This is a genomic window from Pantoea sp. ACRSB (assembly GCF_022346905.1).
GTDB classification, from domain to species: Bacteria; Pseudomonadota; Gammaproteobacteria; order Enterobacterales; family Enterobacteriaceae; genus Pantoea; species Pantoea piersonii.
Genome location: NZ_JAKRNL010000006.1, coordinates 39,482 through 56,046, shown reverse-complemented (window position 1 = coordinate 56,046; position 16,565 = coordinate 39,482). Strand labels below are relative to the sequence as shown.

General features: G+C 61.2%; 13 protein-coding genes and 1 pseudogene. 5 read left to right on the top strand and 9 right to left on the bottom strand.

Translation table 11 applies throughout. The annotated features are described in order from the left end of the window. Nucleotides 1-7: 7 nt before the first annotated feature. From kdpC to kdpF, 4 genes are read right to left on the bottom strand one after another with little or no spacing between them, the layout of a single operon-like run. Complete coding sequence (gene kdpC / locus MHZ89_RS17115; RefSeq protein WP_311784005.1) at nucleotides 8-571, bottom strand: potassium-transporting ATPase subunit KdpC; 564 nt, start codon at nucleotides 569-571, stop codon at nucleotides 8-10. A 10-nt stretch (nucleotides 572-581) separates the two neighbouring features. Then, nucleotides 582-2,627 (bottom strand): potassium-transporting ATPase subunit KdpB, encoded by a 2,046-nt coding sequence (kdpB, locus tag MHZ89_RS17110; protein WP_311784004.1) that lies wholly within the window; start codon nucleotides 2,625-2,627, stop codon nucleotides 582-584. Then, nucleotides 2,624-4,312 carry a potassium-transporting ATPase subunit KdpA gene (kdpA, locus tag MHZ89_RS17105; RefSeq protein ID WP_311784003.1) on the bottom strand — a complete coding sequence of 563 codons (1,689 nt, stop codon included), beginning with the start codon at nucleotides 4,310-4,312 and terminating at the stop codon, nucleotides 2,624-2,626. Before kdpA ends, kdpB begins: the two co-directional genes overlap by 4 nt. Then, entirely contained in the window at nucleotides 4,312-4,401 is a 90-nt protein-coding gene (gene kdpF / locus MHZ89_RS17100) for a K(+)-transporting ATPase subunit F (RefSeq protein ID WP_033753373.1), read from the bottom strand. The genes kdpA and kdpF overlap by 1 nt, the downstream gene beginning before the upstream one ends. A gap of 239 nt (nucleotides 4,402-4,640) precedes the next feature. Here kdpF and MHZ89_RS17095 point away from each other — a divergent pair, with 239 nt between their 5' ends. Continuing rightward, entirely contained in the window at nucleotides 4,641-5,738 is a 1,098-nt protein-coding gene (locus tag MHZ89_RS17095) for an ABC transporter substrate-binding protein (RefSeq protein ID WP_311784002.1), read from the top strand. Next, nucleotides 5,735-7,825 carry a TonB-dependent siderophore receptor gene (locus MHZ89_RS17090; RefSeq protein ID WP_311784001.1) on the top strand — a complete coding sequence of 697 codons (2,091 nt, stop codon included), beginning with the start codon at nucleotides 5,735-5,737 and terminating at the stop codon, nucleotides 7,823-7,825. Before MHZ89_RS17095 ends, MHZ89_RS17090 begins: the two co-directional genes overlap by 4 nt. Here MHZ89_RS17090 and MHZ89_RS17085 read toward each other — a convergent pair. From MHZ89_RS17085 to MHZ89_RS17075, 3 genes are all read right to left on the bottom strand, one after another. Beyond that, the gene (locus MHZ89_RS17085) at nucleotides 7,822-8,985 is read right to left on the bottom strand and encodes an HD-GYP domain-containing protein (RefSeq protein ID WP_311784000.1); all 1,164 of its coding nucleotides are present in this window, start codon (nucleotides 8,983-8,985) and stop codon (nucleotides 7,822-7,824) included. The two genes, MHZ89_RS17090 and MHZ89_RS17085, sit on opposite strands and share 4 nt — an antisense overlap. A 110-nt stretch (nucleotides 8,986-9,095) precedes the next feature. Then, nucleotides 9,096-10,490 (bottom strand): MFS transporter, encoded by a 1,395-nt coding sequence (locus MHZ89_RS17080; RefSeq protein ID WP_311783999.1) that lies wholly within the window; start codon nucleotides 10,488-10,490, stop codon nucleotides 9,096-9,098. Nucleotides 10,491-10,816: 326 nt separating this feature from the next. Beyond that, nucleotides 10,817-11,314 carry a GNAT family N-acetyltransferase gene (locus tag MHZ89_RS17075; protein WP_311783998.1) on the bottom strand — a complete coding sequence of 166 codons (498 nt, stop codon included), beginning with the start codon at nucleotides 11,312-11,314 and terminating at the stop codon, nucleotides 10,817-10,819. Nucleotides 11,315-11,377: 63 nt separating this feature from the next. Here MHZ89_RS17075 and MHZ89_RS17070 point away from each other — a divergent pair, with 63 nt between their 5' ends. Then, nucleotides 11,378-13,210, top strand: a complete 1,833-nt coding sequence (locus tag MHZ89_RS17070) for an ABC transporter ATP-binding protein (protein ID WP_311783997.1) — start codon at nucleotides 11,378-11,380, stop codon at nucleotides 13,208-13,210. Here MHZ89_RS17070 and MHZ89_RS17065 read toward each other — a convergent pair. Then, nucleotides 13,207-14,331 carry a GNAT family N-acetyltransferase gene (locus tag MHZ89_RS17065; RefSeq protein WP_311783996.1) on the bottom strand — a complete coding sequence of 375 codons (1,125 nt, stop codon included), beginning with the start codon at nucleotides 14,329-14,331 and terminating at the stop codon, nucleotides 13,207-13,209. The two genes, MHZ89_RS17070 and MHZ89_RS17065, sit on opposite strands and share 4 nt — an antisense overlap. 73 nt (nucleotides 14,332-14,404) lie before the next feature. After that, entirely contained in the window at nucleotides 14,405-15,325 is a 921-nt protein-coding gene (locus MHZ89_RS17060; RefSeq protein ID WP_311783995.1) for an AraC family transcriptional regulator, read from the bottom strand. 143 nt (nucleotides 15,326-15,468) lie between these two features. On the opposite strand from MHZ89_RS17060, the gene MHZ89_RS17055 reads away from it, so the two are divergent. Together MHZ89_RS17055 and MHZ89_RS17050 are read left to right on the top strand one after the other, a co-directional pair. Further along, complete coding sequence (locus MHZ89_RS17055) at nucleotides 15,469-16,293, top strand: oxidoreductase (protein WP_311783994.1); 825 nt, start codon at nucleotides 15,469-15,471, stop codon at nucleotides 16,291-16,293. An 80-nt stretch (nucleotides 16,294-16,373) separates the two neighbouring features. Further along, nucleotides 16,374-16,565 (top strand): annotated as a pseudogene (locus MHZ89_RS17050) (glutathione S-transferase family protein); the annotation flags it as partial.

Genomic DNA, 16,565 nt, shown 5'->3' with positions numbered 1-16,565 from the left:
ACGTCCTTCAGGGTTGAGTCAGCGCATCCAGCGCCAGGTTAAGCCGCAGCACGTTGACGGTAGGATCGCCGCTAAAGGCGAGCAGTGGCCGCTCCGTATTCGCGTCGATCAGCTCCTCTACCCTTTTCAGCGGCAGCTGACGCGCGGTGGCGACGCGCGGCGCCTGCCAGCGCGCGGCGGCAGGCGAAATCGCCGGATCGAGCCCGCTGGCCGAAGCGGTCACCAAATCCACCGGCACCGCCTGCGGCGAGAGCGGGTTGGCGGCGCGCAGCGCGGCGACGCGTTCCGCCACCGCCTTATCCAGCGCCGGATTGCTTGCCGCCAGATTGCTGCCGCTCGACGCCAGCGGATTATAAGGCGCGTCGCCGGTCGAAGACGGACGTCCCCAGAAATAGCCAGGCCGGGTAAAGTTCTGCCCGATCAGCGCCGAACCGCGCTCTTCAATCAGCGATCCGCTGGCCTGCGCCGGAAACAGCCACTGTGCCAGGCCGGTAGTAAGCAAAGGATATCCCACGCCGGTCACCAGCGTGAGCAGCAGTAAAACTAACATTGCCGGACGTAACTGACTCATATTTTTCTCCTTATGCCAGACCCAGCAGCACTAACAGCAGGTCGATGGCTTTAATGCCGATAAAGGGCACCAGCAGCCCGCCCACGCCATAGATCAGCAGGTTGCGTCGCAGCAGCGCTGCCGCGCTCAGCGGCCGATAGCTCACCCCTTTTAGCGCCAGCGGGATCAGGAAGACGATCACCAGCGCGTTAAAGATCACCGCAGAGAGAATGGCCGACGACGGCGAATGCAGATGCATCACGTTCAGCAAATTAAGCTGCGGATAGGTCGCCGCGAAGGCTGCCGGAATAATGGCGAAATATTTAGCGACGTCGTTGGCGATGCTGAAGGTGGTGAGCGACCCGCGCGTCATCAGCATCTGTTTGCCGATGTGCACCACTTCCAGCAGCTTGGTGGGGTTCGAGTCGAGATCCACCATGTTGCCCGCCTCTTTTGCCGCCTGGGTGCCGGAGTTCATCGCCACCGCCACGTCAGCCTGCGCCAGCGCCGGGGCGTCATTGGTGCCGTCGCCGGTCATCGCCACTAGTCGGCCTTCCGCCTGGTACTGGCGGATCAGCGCCAGTTTGGCTTCCGGCGTCGCTTCCGACAGAAAGTCATCCACGCCCGCTTCCGCTGCGATCGCCGCCGCGGTCAGCGGGTTGTCACCGGTAATCATCACGGTTTTGATACCCATCTTGCGCAGCTCGGCGAAGCGCTCTTTGATACCGCCTTTGACGATATCTTTTAGCGCCACCACCCCCAGCACCTTCGCCCCTTCCGATACCACCAGCGGCGTGCCGCCTGCGCGTGCCACCTCTTCCACCAGCGCGTTGACCTCCGTGGGGAAACGACCGCTGTTGGCTTCGATATGACGTTTTACGGCGTCCACTGCGCCTTTGCGGATCAGGCGGTTCTGCACGTTTACGCCGCTCATACGCGTCTGCGCCGAGAAGGGAATAAAGCTCGCGCCCAGGCTGTTAAGGTCACGCTCGCGCAGGTTGAATCGCTGTTTCGCCAGCACCACGATGCTGCGGCCCTCTGGCGTTTCATCCGCCAGCGAGGCGAGCTGCGCCGCATCGGCCAGCTGCTCTTCGCTGACGCCCGGCGCGGGCAGAAACTGCGTCGCCTGGCGATTGCCGAGCGTAATAGTGCCGGTCTTGTCCAGCATCAGCACGTCGACGTCGCCCGCCGCCTCCACCGCGCGGCCGCTGGTGGCGATGACGTTGGCGCCCAGCATGCGGCTCATGCCCGCTACGCCGATGGCGGAGAGCAGGCCGCCAATCGTCGTCGGGATCAGGCAGACCAGCAGCGCCACCAGCACCGTGACGCTCACCGGCGAGCCGCCCCACGCCGAGAAGGGCCACAGCGTGACGGTGGCCAGCAGAAACACAATAGTCAGCGATACCAGCAGAATGGTCAGCGCGATCTCGTTGGGGGTTTTCCGCCGCTTCGCGCCCTCTACCATGGCGATCATGCGATCGAGAAAGGTTTCGCCCGGATTGACGCTGCACTGGATCACCAGCCAGTCGGAGAGGATGCGCGTGCCGCCAGTGACCGAGGCAAAGTCACCACCCGACTCGCGGATCACCGGCGCGGATTCACCGGTAATCGCGCTTTCATCCACCGAGGCGCCGCCCTCCAGCACTTCGCCGTCACAGGGAATAATGTCGCCCGCCTCCGCCAGCACGATATCGCCTTTGCGCAGGCTGTCGGCGGAGACCTGCTGCCACTGCCCGCCGTGGCGCGGCTCAGTCAGTTTTTTCGCAAAGCTGGTTTTCTTGACGCCTTTCAGGCTGCTCGCCTGCGCCTTGCTGCGCCCTTCCGCCAGTGCCTCGGCGAAGTTGGCGAACAGTACGGTAAACCAGAGCCAGAGCGCGATGGCGCCGGTAAAGCTGGCGCGGCCGTCGAGCCAGCCGCCCGCCATGCCGAGCGCCAGCAGCGTAGTGAGCAGGCTACCGAGCCAGACCACGAACATCACCGGATTGCGAAACTGTACGCGCGGATCCAGCTTTTTCAGCGCGTCGAGCAGCGCGACGCGCATCAGTGCGCCGTTCAGCGCCTGTTGTTGACGACTCATGAGTGCGTACCCTGAAGAAGTTGCAGATGCTCGGCGACTGGGCCCAGCGCCAGAGCGGGAATAAAGGTCAGCGCGCCCACCAGCAGCACCGCGCCGATCAGCAGCGCGATAAACAGCGGGCCGTGGGTCGGCAACGTGCCGTTGCCTACCGGCTGCGCCTTTTTCACCGCCATGCTGCCCGCCAGCGCCATCACCGGAATAATGATGCCGAAGCGGCCGACCAGCATGCAGAACGCCAGCAGCAGGTTCCAGAACGGCGTGTTGGCGCTCAGGCCGGCAAAGGCGCTGCCGTTGTTGTTAGCGGCGGACGAGACCGCGTAGAGCACTTCGCTGAAGCCGTGAATGCCCGGATTCGCCATCCCGGCGCGGCCCGCGTCGGTCATCATCGCCAGCGCGGTGCCGAGCAGCACCAGCGTCGGCGTCACCAGAATTGCCAGCGCGGTCATCTTCATTTCGCGCACGTCAACCTTTTTGCCGAGGTATTCCGGCGTGCGGCCAATCATCAGCCCGGCGATAAACACCGCCAGCACCACAAAGAGCAGCATGCCGTAAAGACCCGCGCCAACGCCGCCGAACACCACTTCGCCCAGCTGCATCAGCCACATCGGCACCATGCCGCCCAGCGCGGTGAAGGAGTCATGCATCGCGTTAACCGCGCCGCACGACGCAGCGGTAGTGATCACCGCAAACAGGCTGGAGTTAAGAATGCCGAAGCGCGTCTCTTTGCCCTCCATGTTAAGGGCGCTGTCCGCGCCGAGCGCCAGCAGGTGCGGGTTGCCGCGCGTTTCCGCCCACATCACCGTCACCACTGCCACCACGAACATCAGCGACATCGCCCAGAGCAGCATATGGCCCTGGCGGCGATCGCGCACCGCATAGCCAAAGGCGAAACAGAGCGCCGTCGGGATAAGAAATATCGCCAGCATCTGTACAAAGTTAGTCAGCGCGTTGGGGTTCTCGAACGGATGCGCCGAGTTGACGTTAAAGAAACCGCCGCCGTTGGTGCCCAGCATCTTGATCGCCTCCTGCGACGCCACCGGCCCCATAGCCAGCGTCTGCTTCGCCCCTTCCAGCGTGGTGATCTCGTGGTACGGCAAAAAGTTTTGAATGCTGCCCTGGCTGACGAACAGCAGCGCCATCAGCAGGCTGATCGGCAGTAGCAGATAGAGCGTAATGCGCGTCAGATCGCGCCAGGCGTTGCCGAGCTTATCGGCCGCGCGGCTGGCGAAGCCGCGGATCAGGGCGAACGCAACTGCGATGCCGGTCGCCGCTGAAACAAAGTTCTGCACCGTCAGGCCGACCATCTGGCTGAAATAGCTCAGCGTGCTTTCGCCGCCGTATGACTGCCAGTTGGTATTGGTGACGAAACTCACTGCGGTGTTAATTGCCAGATGCCAGCTCAGCGCGGGCAAATGCTGCGGATTGAGCGGCAGCCGATCCTGCAACAGCAGGATCGCCGTCAGCAGCAGCAGGCCGAGCAGGTTAAACAGCAGAATCGCCAGCAGATATTGCGGCCAGCGCATTGCAGGCGCGTCTGCGCCCAGCAGACGCCAGAGCGGACGCTCGAATCCGGCCAGCAAAGGCTTATCGGCGATCAGCGCGGCCAGCCCGCGTCCAAGCGGCTGCGCCAGCACCATCAGCGCCAGTAAAAAAACGGCAATCAGTAAAAACGCATTGGCGGCCATCAAAACGCCTCCGCATTCAGCAAGGCATAGATCAGGTAGCCCAGTAATAAAAACACCAGCACGATGCCGGTTATCACGCCCACGCTCACAGCGACCTCCAGAGGGATCAGGGTTTCGCGTTAGCCTGCGCGTATCGATATAAAGAAGCGGTTAAATTGCGCGGGGCGGGCGTAAAAAAGTTATAAAAATGGCGATAAAACAGGCGGATGACCGCGCATCCCTGCTGTTTTTAGTTATAAAACCCGGCGGCGCGGCGTAACGGTCACCTTAACGTTGTGAAGACGATTGATTTTCATTATCATTTCTATTTCCTTGTGAAATAATTGAGATGCGTTTTCTTTTTTCCCTGATGTTACTGCTGTGCAGCTGCGCCTCTTTCGCCAAATCAATCGTCGATATTACCGGTCAGCGCGTCACCCTCCCTGACCATCCGCAGCGGGTAATTCTGGGCGAAAGCCGCATGCTCTATACCCTGGCGCTGATCGTGCCCGGCAACCCGGCGGCGCAGATCGCAGGCTGGCCTGCGGATATGGCGAAGTATGACACCCAAAGCTGGCAGCAGTTCACCACCGCTTTTCCGGCGATAAAGGCGGTGCCGCAGCTTGGCAGCGGCGCGCTGCGCGATCTCAACCCTGAGCAGGTGCTTAAGCTCAAACCCGATCTGATTATTCTGCCGCGCCTGGCGAAAAGCGGCGCGGGAGAGGCGCATTTCCGCCAGCTGATGCAGCAGGTCAATGTGCCGGTGATCTATGTCGACCTGCGCGTCGATCTGCTCAACAACACGGTGCCAAGCCTGAAAATCCTTGGCGAGGTGTTCAACCAGCCGCAGCGTGCGCAGGCGTTTATCGATTTTTATCAGCAGCATATGGAGGCCGTTCGCGCCCGGCTGGCAAGCTATCACGGGCCGAAAACCCGCGTCATGCTGCACCTGCACCTGGGCCGCCGCGACACCTGCTGCACCACGGCGGTCAACGGCAATCTCGGCCAGCTGCTCGCTTTTGCGGGCGGCGATAATATTGCGGCGGGCGCGGTAAAAGGCGTTTTCGGCGAGATCAATCCCGAACAGGTGCTGGCTCAGCCGCCGCAGGTTTATATCGCGACCGGCATGGCGGATGCGAACAACGACAAAACGTTGCAGCTCGGCCCGCAGGTAAGCGCAGACCAGGCGGCGCTCAGCCTGCAAAAGCTGCTGGCCGCGCAGCCGGTACTCAGCCAGCTTGAGGCGGTGAAAAACCATCGCGCCTGGGGCCTGTGGCACAACTTCTACCTCAGCCCGTGGCACGTCGTGGCGGTGGAGGTGTTCGCTAAGGCACTCTATCCGCAGCTTTTTACCGACCTCGATCCACAACGCACGCTTGAACAACTTTATCAGCGCTTCCTGCCGCTGAATTTATCAGGGACCTTCTGGAGCCAGTTACCTCAATGAAAAACGTTTCTTCCCTCCTGCTGGGCGGCGCGCTGCTTTCCGGCAGCCTGCACGCGCAGGAATCCACGCTGCTGGTGACGCAAGACGCAGCGTCGCAGGAGAGCGGCTATCAGCCGCACAGCAGCGTGACCGCCACGCGCGCGCCGGCAAAAATTCTAGACACGCCGCAGAACGTGACCGTGGTGCAGCAGCAGGTGTTGCAGGACAGCGACGCGCAGGATCTCGACGACGCGGTGAAATTTGTCAGCGGCATTACCCAGGCCAATACGCTGGGCGGCACTCAGGATGCGCTGATTAAGCGCGGCTTCGGCGATAACCGCGACGGCTCCATTCTGCGCGACGGCGTGCGTTCGATTCAGGCACGCAACTTTACGCCCACCAGCGAGCGCGTCGAGGTGCTGAAAGGCCCCTCCTCCATGCTTTACGGCATGAACGAACCGGGCGGCCTAGTCAACGTCATCAGCAAGAAGCCGCTGCTGACGCCGCAGGTGCATCTGGAGGGACGCAACAGCAGCTTTGGCGGCGGCGGTGGTCAGCTCGACGTCACCGGCCCGCTCGGCACCAGCGGCTTCGCGGGCCGGTTTATCGTCGATCACGACGAGACGGATTACTGGCGTAACTTCGGTCGCACCCGCCAGACCACTATCGCGCCGTCGCTGATGTGGTTTGGTGAGAGCACCACTCTGCGCGTCGCCTGGGAACATATGGAGTATCTGGTGCCTTTCGATCGCGGCACAGTCATTAACCCGAAAACCGGCAGGCCGGTGGATACGCCGCGGGAAGAGCGTTTCGACGAGCGTTTCAACGCCACGCGTGGCGATCAGGACACTCTGACGCTGGCCGCCGATCAAAACCTGAGCGACAGCTGGACGGCGCATCTCAACTACAGCTTTACGCGCAACACCTACAGCGACCACCAGGCGCGCGCCACCGCCTTTAATGCCGATACCGGCGTGCTGACGCGCCAGGCCGATGCCACCGGCGACGCGCAGAGCCGTTCGCAGATGGTGCAGCTGACGCTGAATGGTGATGTCGACTGGGGCCGCGTAAACCATCAGCTGATGGCGGGATTCGACTACGAAGCTGACCGCACCTTCCGCGGTGACATGCTGCGCGGCAAGAAAAACACCCGCTTTAATATCTGGCATCCGGTTTATGACGAGATGTCGTCGACCTCGACGGTGAGCGCCGCCGACAGCGACCAGCGCGAGAATATCGACAGCCGCGGCCTCTTTTTACAGGATGCGATCCGCCTGACGCCCGACTGGCTGCTGCTGGGCGGCCTGCGCTACGACAGCTTTGACGTAATGGCAGGCAAAGGCCGCCCGTTCGTCACCCGCACCCGCAGCTCCGACAGCCGACTGGTGCCGCGCGCAGGCGTGGTTTACAACCTCAACAGCTGGTCAAGCCTCTACGCCAGCTACACCGAATCTTTTAAGCCCAACTCCTCTGTCGCCACCGAGATCGGCTCGCTGCCGCCGGAGCTGGGCAAGGCCTGGGAAGTGGGCGGCAAGATCGATCTGCCCAACGGCGTTACCGGCACGCTGGCGCTGTTTGATATTCAGAAGCGCAACGTGATGGTGGATGAACTGGTGGATGGCGAGACCGTAACGCGCACCGCTGGAAAAGTGCGTTCGCAGGGCGTCGAGCTGGATCTGGCGGGCAAGCTGACCGACTCGCTCAGCCTGGTGGGCAGCTACGCCTGGACCGACGCGCGCGTCACCGCCGATCCGCAGAATAACGGCAACGCCATGCCTAATACGGCGCGCCATACCGCCGCGCTGTTTCTGACCAACGATTTCGGCACCACCGGCCTGCTGGCGGCGGACGATCTGCGCGCAGGCGTCGGCGCGCGCTACGTCGGTCGCCGTCCCGGCGATGCAGCCAACAGTTTTTATCTGGATGATTACACGGTGGCGGACGCTTTTATCGCCTGGCAGATGCCGCTTAGCGGCTACCGCGTGAAGTGGCAGGTCAACGTCAACAACCTGTTTGATAAAACCTTTTATCCGTCGAGCGGCAATAACCTGCGCGTCGCTGTAGGCGATCCGCGCGAGATCGTGCTGCGCGCCAGCGTTGATTTTTAACTCGCCAGCGCCCAGACGCGGTTAAGATCGGCACTTCCCCACAGTAGACCCTCTTCTGCGCCGATGATGCTGTCGGTGCAGAAGCTGTCGCCGAGATCGATACGTTCCGGCTTCACTTCGCGCTGGGCGTGCAGCGACCAGAAGGCGTGCACCACCGGCTTAATCAGCGAGCGCTCGCCCGCTTTTACCACCAGCGCCACGCGCCCTGATGCCAGCCGCACCAGCGAACCCACCGGATAGATGCCGATGGCGCGCACGAAGGTGTGCAGGATCTGATTATCGAAGTGGCCGCGCCAGCTCAGCATATTGTGCATCGCTTCGGCGGGAGACCAGCCCTTGCGGTAGACGCGCGTAGAGGTAAGCGCGTCATAGACGTCGCACACGGCGGCCATACGCGAGTAGAGCGAGATCTCCTCTCCTTTTAGTCGGTGCGGATAGCCGCTGCCGTCATACTTTTCATGATGATGCAGCGCGATATCCAGCAGATCGGTATCTGCGTTCGCCTCCATCAGCATCTGCGCGCCGGTAACCGGATGCTGACGCATGACTTCAAACTCGTCATCGGTGAGCTTGCCGGGTTTATTGAGGATCTCCAGCGGCACCGCCGCCTTACCGACGTCATGAAGCAGCCCGCCCATGCCGACGCGCAGCACCTGTTTATTATCCAGGCCAAGCTGCTGCGCCAGGTTAATCATCAGGCCGCAGACCGCCATGGAGTGCAGCCAGGTGTAATCGTCATGGTTTTTAAGGCGCGCCACGCTCAACAGGGCGGTCGGCTCGCGCCGGATAGAGCCGGCGATTTCATCCACCAGCTCCAGCATCCCCGTCAGATTGAGACCATGACCGAGGCGCGCCTCGTTGAACATCGCCATGACCTGCGGTTTGCCCTGCTGGAAAATCTTCTGCGCCTGGTCCAACTCCTGAAAAAAGGGCGTAAGGTCGATGGGCTTTTTGGCAGGCGGCGGCGCGGCAGGCGCCTGCACAGACTTATTCAGATCGATCCAGAGCTGCTGGATCCCTTCTTTACGCAACATTTCGATCTGGCGCGGATCGGTCACCAGCATCTGATTATGGATGCGCGTATCTTTGATCCACCAGACCTCGAGCTTATGGATAAACATTCCGGGTCGCAGCTCGTCGACAGTGATTTGCTTGAGCAAGATATCTCTCCTTAGGATCACTCCTGGTAGAGAAGTATCGGCAAATGAGCAAATTTTCTTCAGTGGGGATTTAAGTGGTCGGCGCAGCGCGCGCCGACCCGGCGGGAAATTTATACTGCCTTAATGCCACGCGCCTCTTTTTGCGCCTCGCGCGTTGCCTCCTGAGTCTGCGCCTCGCCGACGCGATTGATCGGCCCCATCACGAACAGGAACAGTAGCGCGGCGACCACGCAGTGCGCGCCGACAAACACCAGCCCGATGCTGTAGCTGCCGGTCAGTCCGACGATTACGCCAAACAGCAGCGGCGTCACGAAGCCAGCAATGTTGCCGATGCCGTTGAAGATGGCACCCGCCAGCCCCACCGCCTCTTTCGGCGCGGTATCGCTGATCACCGTCCAGGTGCCTGCGCCCGCCGCCACGCCCTTGCCGAAGAAAGCGAAGGACATAATGGCGATAATGCCGACGTTGCTCGGTATCACCGCCGCCATAATCAGCGACGCCGCCATCAGCATGCCGACAATATAGGGCGTTTTACGCGCCCAGGAGATGCTCCAGCCGCGCTTGATCAGCATGTCAGAGATGTAGCCGCCGCTGATCCCGCCAAGAAAGCCGAACAGCGCAGGCGCGATAGTGGCGAAGCCGGCATCAAGAATATTCATGCCGCGCGCCTGTACCAGATAGATAGGAAACCAGGTAATAAAGAAATAGCTGAGCGCGATGGTGCAATACTGGCCGAGGTAGGCGCACCAGAGCATACGGCTGGAGAGCAGCGTTTTGAACATCGCCCGGTTTACCGGCGGACGCGCCTGCAACGTTTGCGACGCGTCGATATCAACCAGGGCGCCGCCGTCAACGATATGGCGCAGCTCGCTTTCTGATACGCCGGGATGGTGGCGCGGCTCGCGCATATAGGCTGCCCAGACAAACACCGCCAGCACGCCGATGCCGCCCAGCACGAAGAAGGGCCACTCCCAGCCGAAGCGCGATACCAGCCAGCCGGAGAGCGGCGAGAAGATCGCAACGGCGAAGTACTGCGCCGTACTGAACAGCGCCGAGGCGCGTCCGCGTTCGGCGCTGGGGAACCACATAATCACCACCCGCGCGTTGGCGGGGAAACTCGGCGCTTCAATCAGTCCCAGCGCAAAGCGTAGCGTAAACATCAATACCAGCGCGGCGGTCATCCCGCCCGCGAACTCGCCGACGAAGCCCATCGCAATAGTTGAAATCGACCAGAGCGCCAGCGTGACGCCATAGACTTTCTTCGCGCCGAAGCGATCGAGCAGCAGCCCGCCGGGGATCTGACCGATCACATAGGCCCAGCTAAACGCGGCGAGGATCAGGCCGAGCTGGATCGCTGACAGACCAAACTCATCCTTGATCGCCGATCCTGAGATCGACAGGATCGAACGGTCAGCGTAGGCCACCACGGAAAGAAACAGGATCAGGCAGAGGATCCAGATACGCACGCGGGTGGGCCGCGCGGCGGCAGAGTGCTCTCTTATCATCAGGTCTATTCCTCAAAAAGGAGCGTGCTGCTCCGGAAAAATGATCAGGAATGCTGCGTTGAACGCCCTGTTGAGGAAATATAGGTAGCAGGCGAAGGGTTGGTCATTGGGCGAATGGTGAAATCATGCGCGCTAACTGGTACTGATTTTGGCGGCCTTCACAAAGCAGCTTGCGGCACCGCACATAAGCGGGACAAAGGCTGGCTGGCGCATGGGGAATGTGCGCCAGCTCCAGGAAATCATGGCCGGCTACGCTATGAAACGCAGCGGTTCACGGTAAAAAACGCAAAAAGAGACGAACATTTTCTCCCGCCCTCTGCTTTTACTTACTCCCCCCGCAGCAGCGCCATCAGAATAATGTCGTGATATTCGCCATCGCGCAGGCAGGCCTTGCGGCGTACGCCCTCCTGTTCGAAGCCGATGCGCTGGTACAGCCGCCGCGCGCGCTCATTATCGTGAAATACCTCCAGCTCTACGCGCGTCACGCCCAGCCAGTTAAAGGCGTAATCAAGACCGCTGCGTATTAAACGTTCGCCGATTCCGCGCCCGCTGAAAGCGGGATCGACGCCGATGCCGAAGCTCAGGCCGTGGCGGGTACGAGGTCGGTTTTCGACAAACAGGGTCAGTTCGCCGACCATCTTTCCGTCAAGCTCGGCGACGAAACCGATATAGCCTTCGCTATCCATACGTTCGAACTTTTTCTGCCATGTCGCCACGCTGGGGAACGGCAGCTGCGTGGTCCAGCGATAGACGTCAGGGTGGCTGTAAAGACGCTGAAACCCAGCGGCATCACTGGGTTCACGACCGCGAATGATCAATTCCATATCGGTAATCCCTTTTAAGTTGCACTAAGCTGTTTACTCTCCCCAGGCGCAAAGAGAGTCGTTATGTTGTATCGCCGTTTCGAACGTTTTATCAATATTTTCCAGGATGCTCCATCCGATTCGCCGCCAGGCCGCATCGGCCCCTTTTATTTGTACTATCTGCGTCAGGTGTGGCCAAGCTTTGCGGCGCTGCTGGTTGTCGGGCTGGTATCGGCGCTGATTGAAGTGGCGCTGTTTAGCTACCTGAGTCGCATTATCGACCTGGTCAACAGCGCGACGCCCGCCACGCTGTTCGCCGAGCACTGGCCCATTCTGTTGTGGATGGCGTTTGTCGCGCTGATCCTGCGCCCGGTCTTTATCGCGTTGCACGATATGCTGGTGCATCAGAGCATCAATCCGGGCATGACCAGCATGATCCAGTGGCAGCAGCATAACTACGTGCTGCGCCAGAGCCTCAATTTCTTCCACAACGACTTTGCCGGACGCATCGCCCAGCGCATCACCCAGACCGGCAACGCGCTGCGCGACTCCGCGGTGCAGCTGGTAGACGCCATCTGGCATGTGCTGATCTATGCGATAACGTCGCTGGTGCTGTTTGCGGAAGCGGACTGGCGACTGATGATCCCGCTGGTGCTGTGGATAGCTGCCTATATCGCCTCGCTGAGCTACTTTGTGCCGCGCGTAAAGGCGCGCTCCGTGGTGGCGTCGCAGGCGCGCTCGAAGCTGATGGGCACCATCGTCGACGGCTACACCAATATCGCCACCATCAAGCTGTTTGCGCATCACGATCTGGAAAAGCGCTACGCGCGTGAAGCGTTGCAGGAGCAGACCGACAAAAATTATCGTCTGAGCCGCATGGTGACCAGCATGGACGTTACGCTCTCGTCGCTGAATGGCCTGCTGATCGTCTCGACCTCCGGCCTGGCGCTGTGGCTGTGGAGCCAGTCGCTGATCAGCGTCGGCGCCATCGCGCTGGCGACTGGTCTGGTGGTTCGTCTGGTCAATATGTCCGGCTGGATCATGTGGGTGGTGAACGGTATTTTTGAAAATATCGGTACGGTGCAGGACGGTATCAATACCATCGCCCAGCCGCTCAGCGTGCAGGACGCGCCGCAGGCGAAAAAGCTGGAGGTGACGCAGGGTCAGATCCGCTATGAGGATATTCGCTTTGACTACGGCGGCGGCCATCAGGTGATTAACCGTCTTAACCTGCATATCAAGCCCGGCGAGAAGATCGCCCTGATCGGCCCTTCCGGCGCCGGTAAGTCGACGCTGGTTAATCTGCTGCTGCGCCTCTATGACCTGAACGGCGGCCGCATCACCATCGACGATCAGAATATCGCCGAGGTGACGCAGGAGAGCCTGCGCGGCCAGATCGGCATGATTACTCAGGACACCTCGCTGCTGCATCGATCGATTCGTGACAACCTGCTCTACGGTCGCCCTGACGCCACCGAAGAGGAGCTGCAGGCGGCGATTCATCGCGCGCGCGCCGACGAATTTATTCCGCGCCTCTCCGATGCCGAAGGGCGCACCGGACTGGATGCGCACGTTGGCGAACGCGGCGTGAAGCTTTCTGGCGGACAGCGCCAGCGCATCGCTATCGCGCGCGTGCTGCTGAAGAATGCGCCGATTTTAATCATGGATGAGGCGACCTCCGCGCTCGACTCTGAGGTGGAAGCGGCGATTCAGGAGAGTCTGGGCGCGCTGATGGAGGGTAAAACGGTTATCGCCATCGCGCACCGCCTGTCGACCATCGCCAAAATGGATCGGCTAATCGTGCTGGATAAGGGACATATCGTCGAAATGGGCAACCACAGCGAGCTGCTGGCGCACAACGGTCTCTATGCGCGGCTGTGGCGGCACCAGACCAGCGGCTTTGTCGGCGATCATTAATCGCCGCGTCGATACGGCAAGGCGTCGCGCGCTTCATCAGCCCAGGCGCGCACGCCTTCCCGCTCTTCCTGAAGAAAATCCGCCACCGCATCGCGCAGGCCTGGATGCGTCAGATAGTGCCATGAGGTGGTGATCTGCGGTTCAAAACCGCGCACCAGCTTATGCTCGCCCTGCGCACCGGCGTCGAAGCGCTTCAGGCCAGCCGCGATGGCGTAGTCCATGCCCTGATAGAAGCAGGTTTCGAAATGCAGGCGATCGAACTCCGCCAGGCAGCCCCAGTAGCGTCCGTATAGCGTCTCGCCATCCACCAGACAGAAAGCCATCGCCGCTGGTTGATTTTGCAGGTGCGCTATCGCCACGCGAATGCTGTGCGGCATCCGCGCCGCCAGCAGGCTGAAAAAGTCACGCGTCAGATAGGGCCGCTGACCGCGCACCGCATAGGTATTGGCGTAGCAGGTGTAAATGAAGTCCCACTGATCCTCGCGCAGTTCATCGCCGCGATACCAGATAAACTCAAAGCCGCTCTGCGCCACCAGCTCGCGCTCTTTGCGCAGCTGTTTGCGCTTGCGCGACATCAGGGTATCGAGAAAGTCCTGAAAATCACGATAGCCGCGATTATGCCAGTGATACTGGCAGCCGAGCCGCATCAGCCAGTCCGGCTGCTGACGCAGCAGCGCATCGGCGCGCGCGTCGGTGAAATTGATATGGGCGCTGCTCAGTCCCTGACTGTGCAGCCTCTCCGGCAGCGCGGCGAGCAGCTGCGCGGCAGCCTGCGCTTCGCCCAGCACGCGCGCGCCGGTCACCGGGCTGAAGGGGATCGCGCCCAGCCATTTTGGATAGTAGCGAATGCCCGCGCGCTGGCAGGCGTCCGCCCAGGCGTGATCGAAGACATATTCGCCCCATGAGTTGCGTTTGCGGTAGCCGGGTACGGCGGCGCGCAGCGCGCCCGCTTCCCGCCACAGCAGGTGATCCGGCTGCCAGCCGCTCTCAGCGCGCACGCTGCCGCTCTCCTCCAGCGCCAGCAGAAAGGCATGACGTAAAAAGGGCTGATCGTCGGGCAACAGTGCGTCCCATTCAGCGGCATCGACATCCGCCAGCGAAGCAAGGTGAAGCAAAGACATGCAGAACTCCAGGCCAAAACGGGCGAAAGGTTAGTCAAGCAGGTTTTGCCGCACAGCGAAAGGGCGACGGCACCTAATGTGAAGCGACGAAAAGCGCGTTCGGCTGGGCGGGCGGCAGCGCGAAGCTGTTACGCAGTCGCCTGGCCTCTTCGCCTGGCGACAGGCCGAACAGCCGTCGGAATTCGCGACTGAACTGCGATGGACTTTCGTAACCCACGGCAAGACTGGCCGCGGCGGCGGTCATCTGCTGGCGCACCATCAGCAGCCGCGCCTGGTGCAGACGAATCGACTTAACGTACTGCATCGGCGACGTCTGGGTGATGGCGCGAAAATGGGCGTGAAAAGTCGCGTGGCTCATCCTCGCACAGCTGGCGAGCTGCGCGACATCCAGCGCCTGCGCATAGTTTTGATGAATATGACGCAGCGCCTGGGCGATTTTGCCGAAGGCGCCCTGCTGCGCCAGCGCGGCGCGCAGTTCACCTCCCTGCTCGCCGCTCAGCACGTGGAAGTAGATTTCACGCACCAGCGCCGGGCCGAGCAGCGCCGCCTCCAGCGGATCGCTCAGGGCATGGAGCAGCCTCGTCACCGAGCGCTGCAGCGCGTCGCTGAGCGGCGTGGACAGCATTCCGGCCGGCTGCTGCGACACCGTCGCGCCCGCCTGCTCCATCTGCAGCAGCAGCTCCGCCGCTACCGGCAGATCGAGGTGCATATAGATCGCAAGCAGCGGCGCCTCCGCGCTGGCATCCGTCTCCATGGTGAAGGGCACTGGCACTGATACTGCCAGGTAGTGCTGCGCGTCGTAACAGTAAACGCGATTGCCGAAATAGCCGCGTTTGCGGCCCTGCAGCACGATGACGATGCCCGGATCGTAGAGCACCGGCGTGCGGCTCAGCGGACGGTTGGATCGCAGCAGCCGCACGTCGGGCAGCGGCGTCAGGTTGTAGCCTTCCTGCGGCGCAAGCGCGGCGAGCAGGCGTAGAGATTCAGCGTTCATGCGAGGATTATGCACAGTTCGGGCGCAATTTCCTTCTGCTGAGTGTGAAAATCAGCGTTTCAGGCAAGGATGGCAGATGAACAGGCATCCTCTTTTTGTCGCGGCGGGCGCAATCTGAAGCACCCCCTTAAAGAGGAAAACGAATGAAAAAGATCCTAATCACCGGCGTCAGCAGCGGCTTCGGTCAGGCGCTGGCACAGGCTGCGCTGGCGGCGGGCCACAGCGTTTTTGGCACCGTACGCAGCCAGCAGGCGCTGGATGCCTTTACGGCGCTGGATCCGGCGCGCGCCCACGGCGCGATCCTCGACCTCACCGATGTAGAGCGTATCGCCCCGCTGGTGCAGGCGCTGGAAAAGGCACACGGCCCGATCGATGCGCTTATCAACAACGCAGGCTATGGCCACGAAGGTATTTTCGAAGAGGCAACGCTGGCGGAAATGCGCCATCAGTTTGAGGTTAACGTCTGGGGCGCGGTGGCGATGATGAAGGCGCTGGTGCCGCTTTTTCGCGCACGTCGACGCGGAGGGATTATCAATATCACTTCGATGGGCGGCTTTATTACGCTGCCCGGCATCAGCGACTACTGCGCCAGTAAATTCGCGCTGGAAGCCTTTTCGGAAACCCTGAGCCAGGAGCTGGCCGGATTTAATATCGCCGTAACCGCCGTGGCGCCCGGTTCGTTTCGCACTGACTGGGCAGGTCGCTCCATGGTGCGTAGCGCACGCGTTATTCGCGATTACGATGCGCTCTTCGATCCGGTACGTGAAGCGCGCATCGCTAAAAGCGGCCGACAGAACGGCGATCCTCATAAAGCAGCGCTGGCGATCCTCAGCTTACTGGAGCATCCCGCGCCGCCGTCGCACCTGCTGCTGGGCAGCGACGCGCTGCAGCTGGTGCGCGACAAACTGCGCAGCCTTGAACGCAGTATCGCCGAATGGGAAAGCGTGACGCGCTCAACCGACGGCTAAGAGCCTGCACGTTGGCGATTCCAGCTGTAGAGGCGCTTTATGGATCGGCTCGTTTGGACCGAAAGTTTGATCTCTGCTGCGGCCTGTTTAAATCTTATCAGCGCCGGAGGCATGACTATCCGTTGCTCAACCGCTATCTCAAGGGCATGCTGTCGGCTTCCGGCACGCGTAAGAGGGTGAATATCGAACCACAGGGCTACTATTCCATTAAGGCGCTCAATCCCAACGGCATCGTGCCGACAGGGGCCGATATGAGCGAATACGGTTTTTAA

Excerpts from the sequence above, each read along its gene's own strand:
- MHZ89_RS17090 (WP_311784001.1), top strand. The coding sequence starts at position 5,735 with ATGAAAAACGTTTCTTCCCTCCTGCTGGGCGGCGCGCTGCTTTCCGGC.
- MHZ89_RS17070 (WP_311783997.1), top strand. The coding sequence starts at position 11,378 with ATGTTGTATCGCCGTTTCGAACGTTTTATCAATATTTTCCAGGATGCT.
- kdpB (WP_311784004.1), bottom strand. The coding sequence starts at position 2,627 with ATGAGTCGTCAACAACAGGCGCTGAACGGCGCACTGATGCGCGTCGCG.
- MHZ89_RS17055 (WP_311783994.1), top strand. The coding sequence starts at position 15,469 with ATGAAAAAGATCCTAATCACCGGCGTCAGCAGCGGCTTCGGTCAGGCG.
- MHZ89_RS17060 (WP_311783995.1), bottom strand. The coding sequence starts at position 15,325 with ATGAACGCTGAATCTCTACGCCTGCTCGCCGCGCTTGCGCCGCAGGAA.
- MHZ89_RS17075 (WP_311783998.1), bottom strand. The coding sequence starts at position 11,314 with ATGGAATTGATCATTCGCGGTCGTGAACCCAGTGATGCCGCTGGGTTT.
- kdpA (WP_311784003.1), bottom strand. The coding sequence starts at position 4,312 with ATGGCCGCCAATGCGTTTTTACTGATTGCCGTTTTTTTACTGGCGCTG.
- MHZ89_RS17065 (WP_311783996.1), bottom strand. The coding sequence starts at position 14,331 with ATGTCTTTGCTTCACCTTGCTTCGCTGGCGGATGTCGATGCCGCTGAA.
- kdpC (WP_311784005.1), bottom strand. The coding sequence starts at position 571 with ATGAGTCAGTTACGTCCGGCAATGTTAGTTTTACTGCTGCTCACGCTG.
- MHZ89_RS17080 (WP_311783999.1), bottom strand. The coding sequence starts at position 10,490 with ATGATAAGAGAGCACTCTGCCGCCGCGCGGCCCACCCGCGTGCGTATC.
- MHZ89_RS17095 (WP_311784002.1), top strand. The coding sequence starts at position 4,641 with ATGCGTTTTCTTTTTTCCCTGATGTTACTGCTGTGCAGCTGCGCCTCT.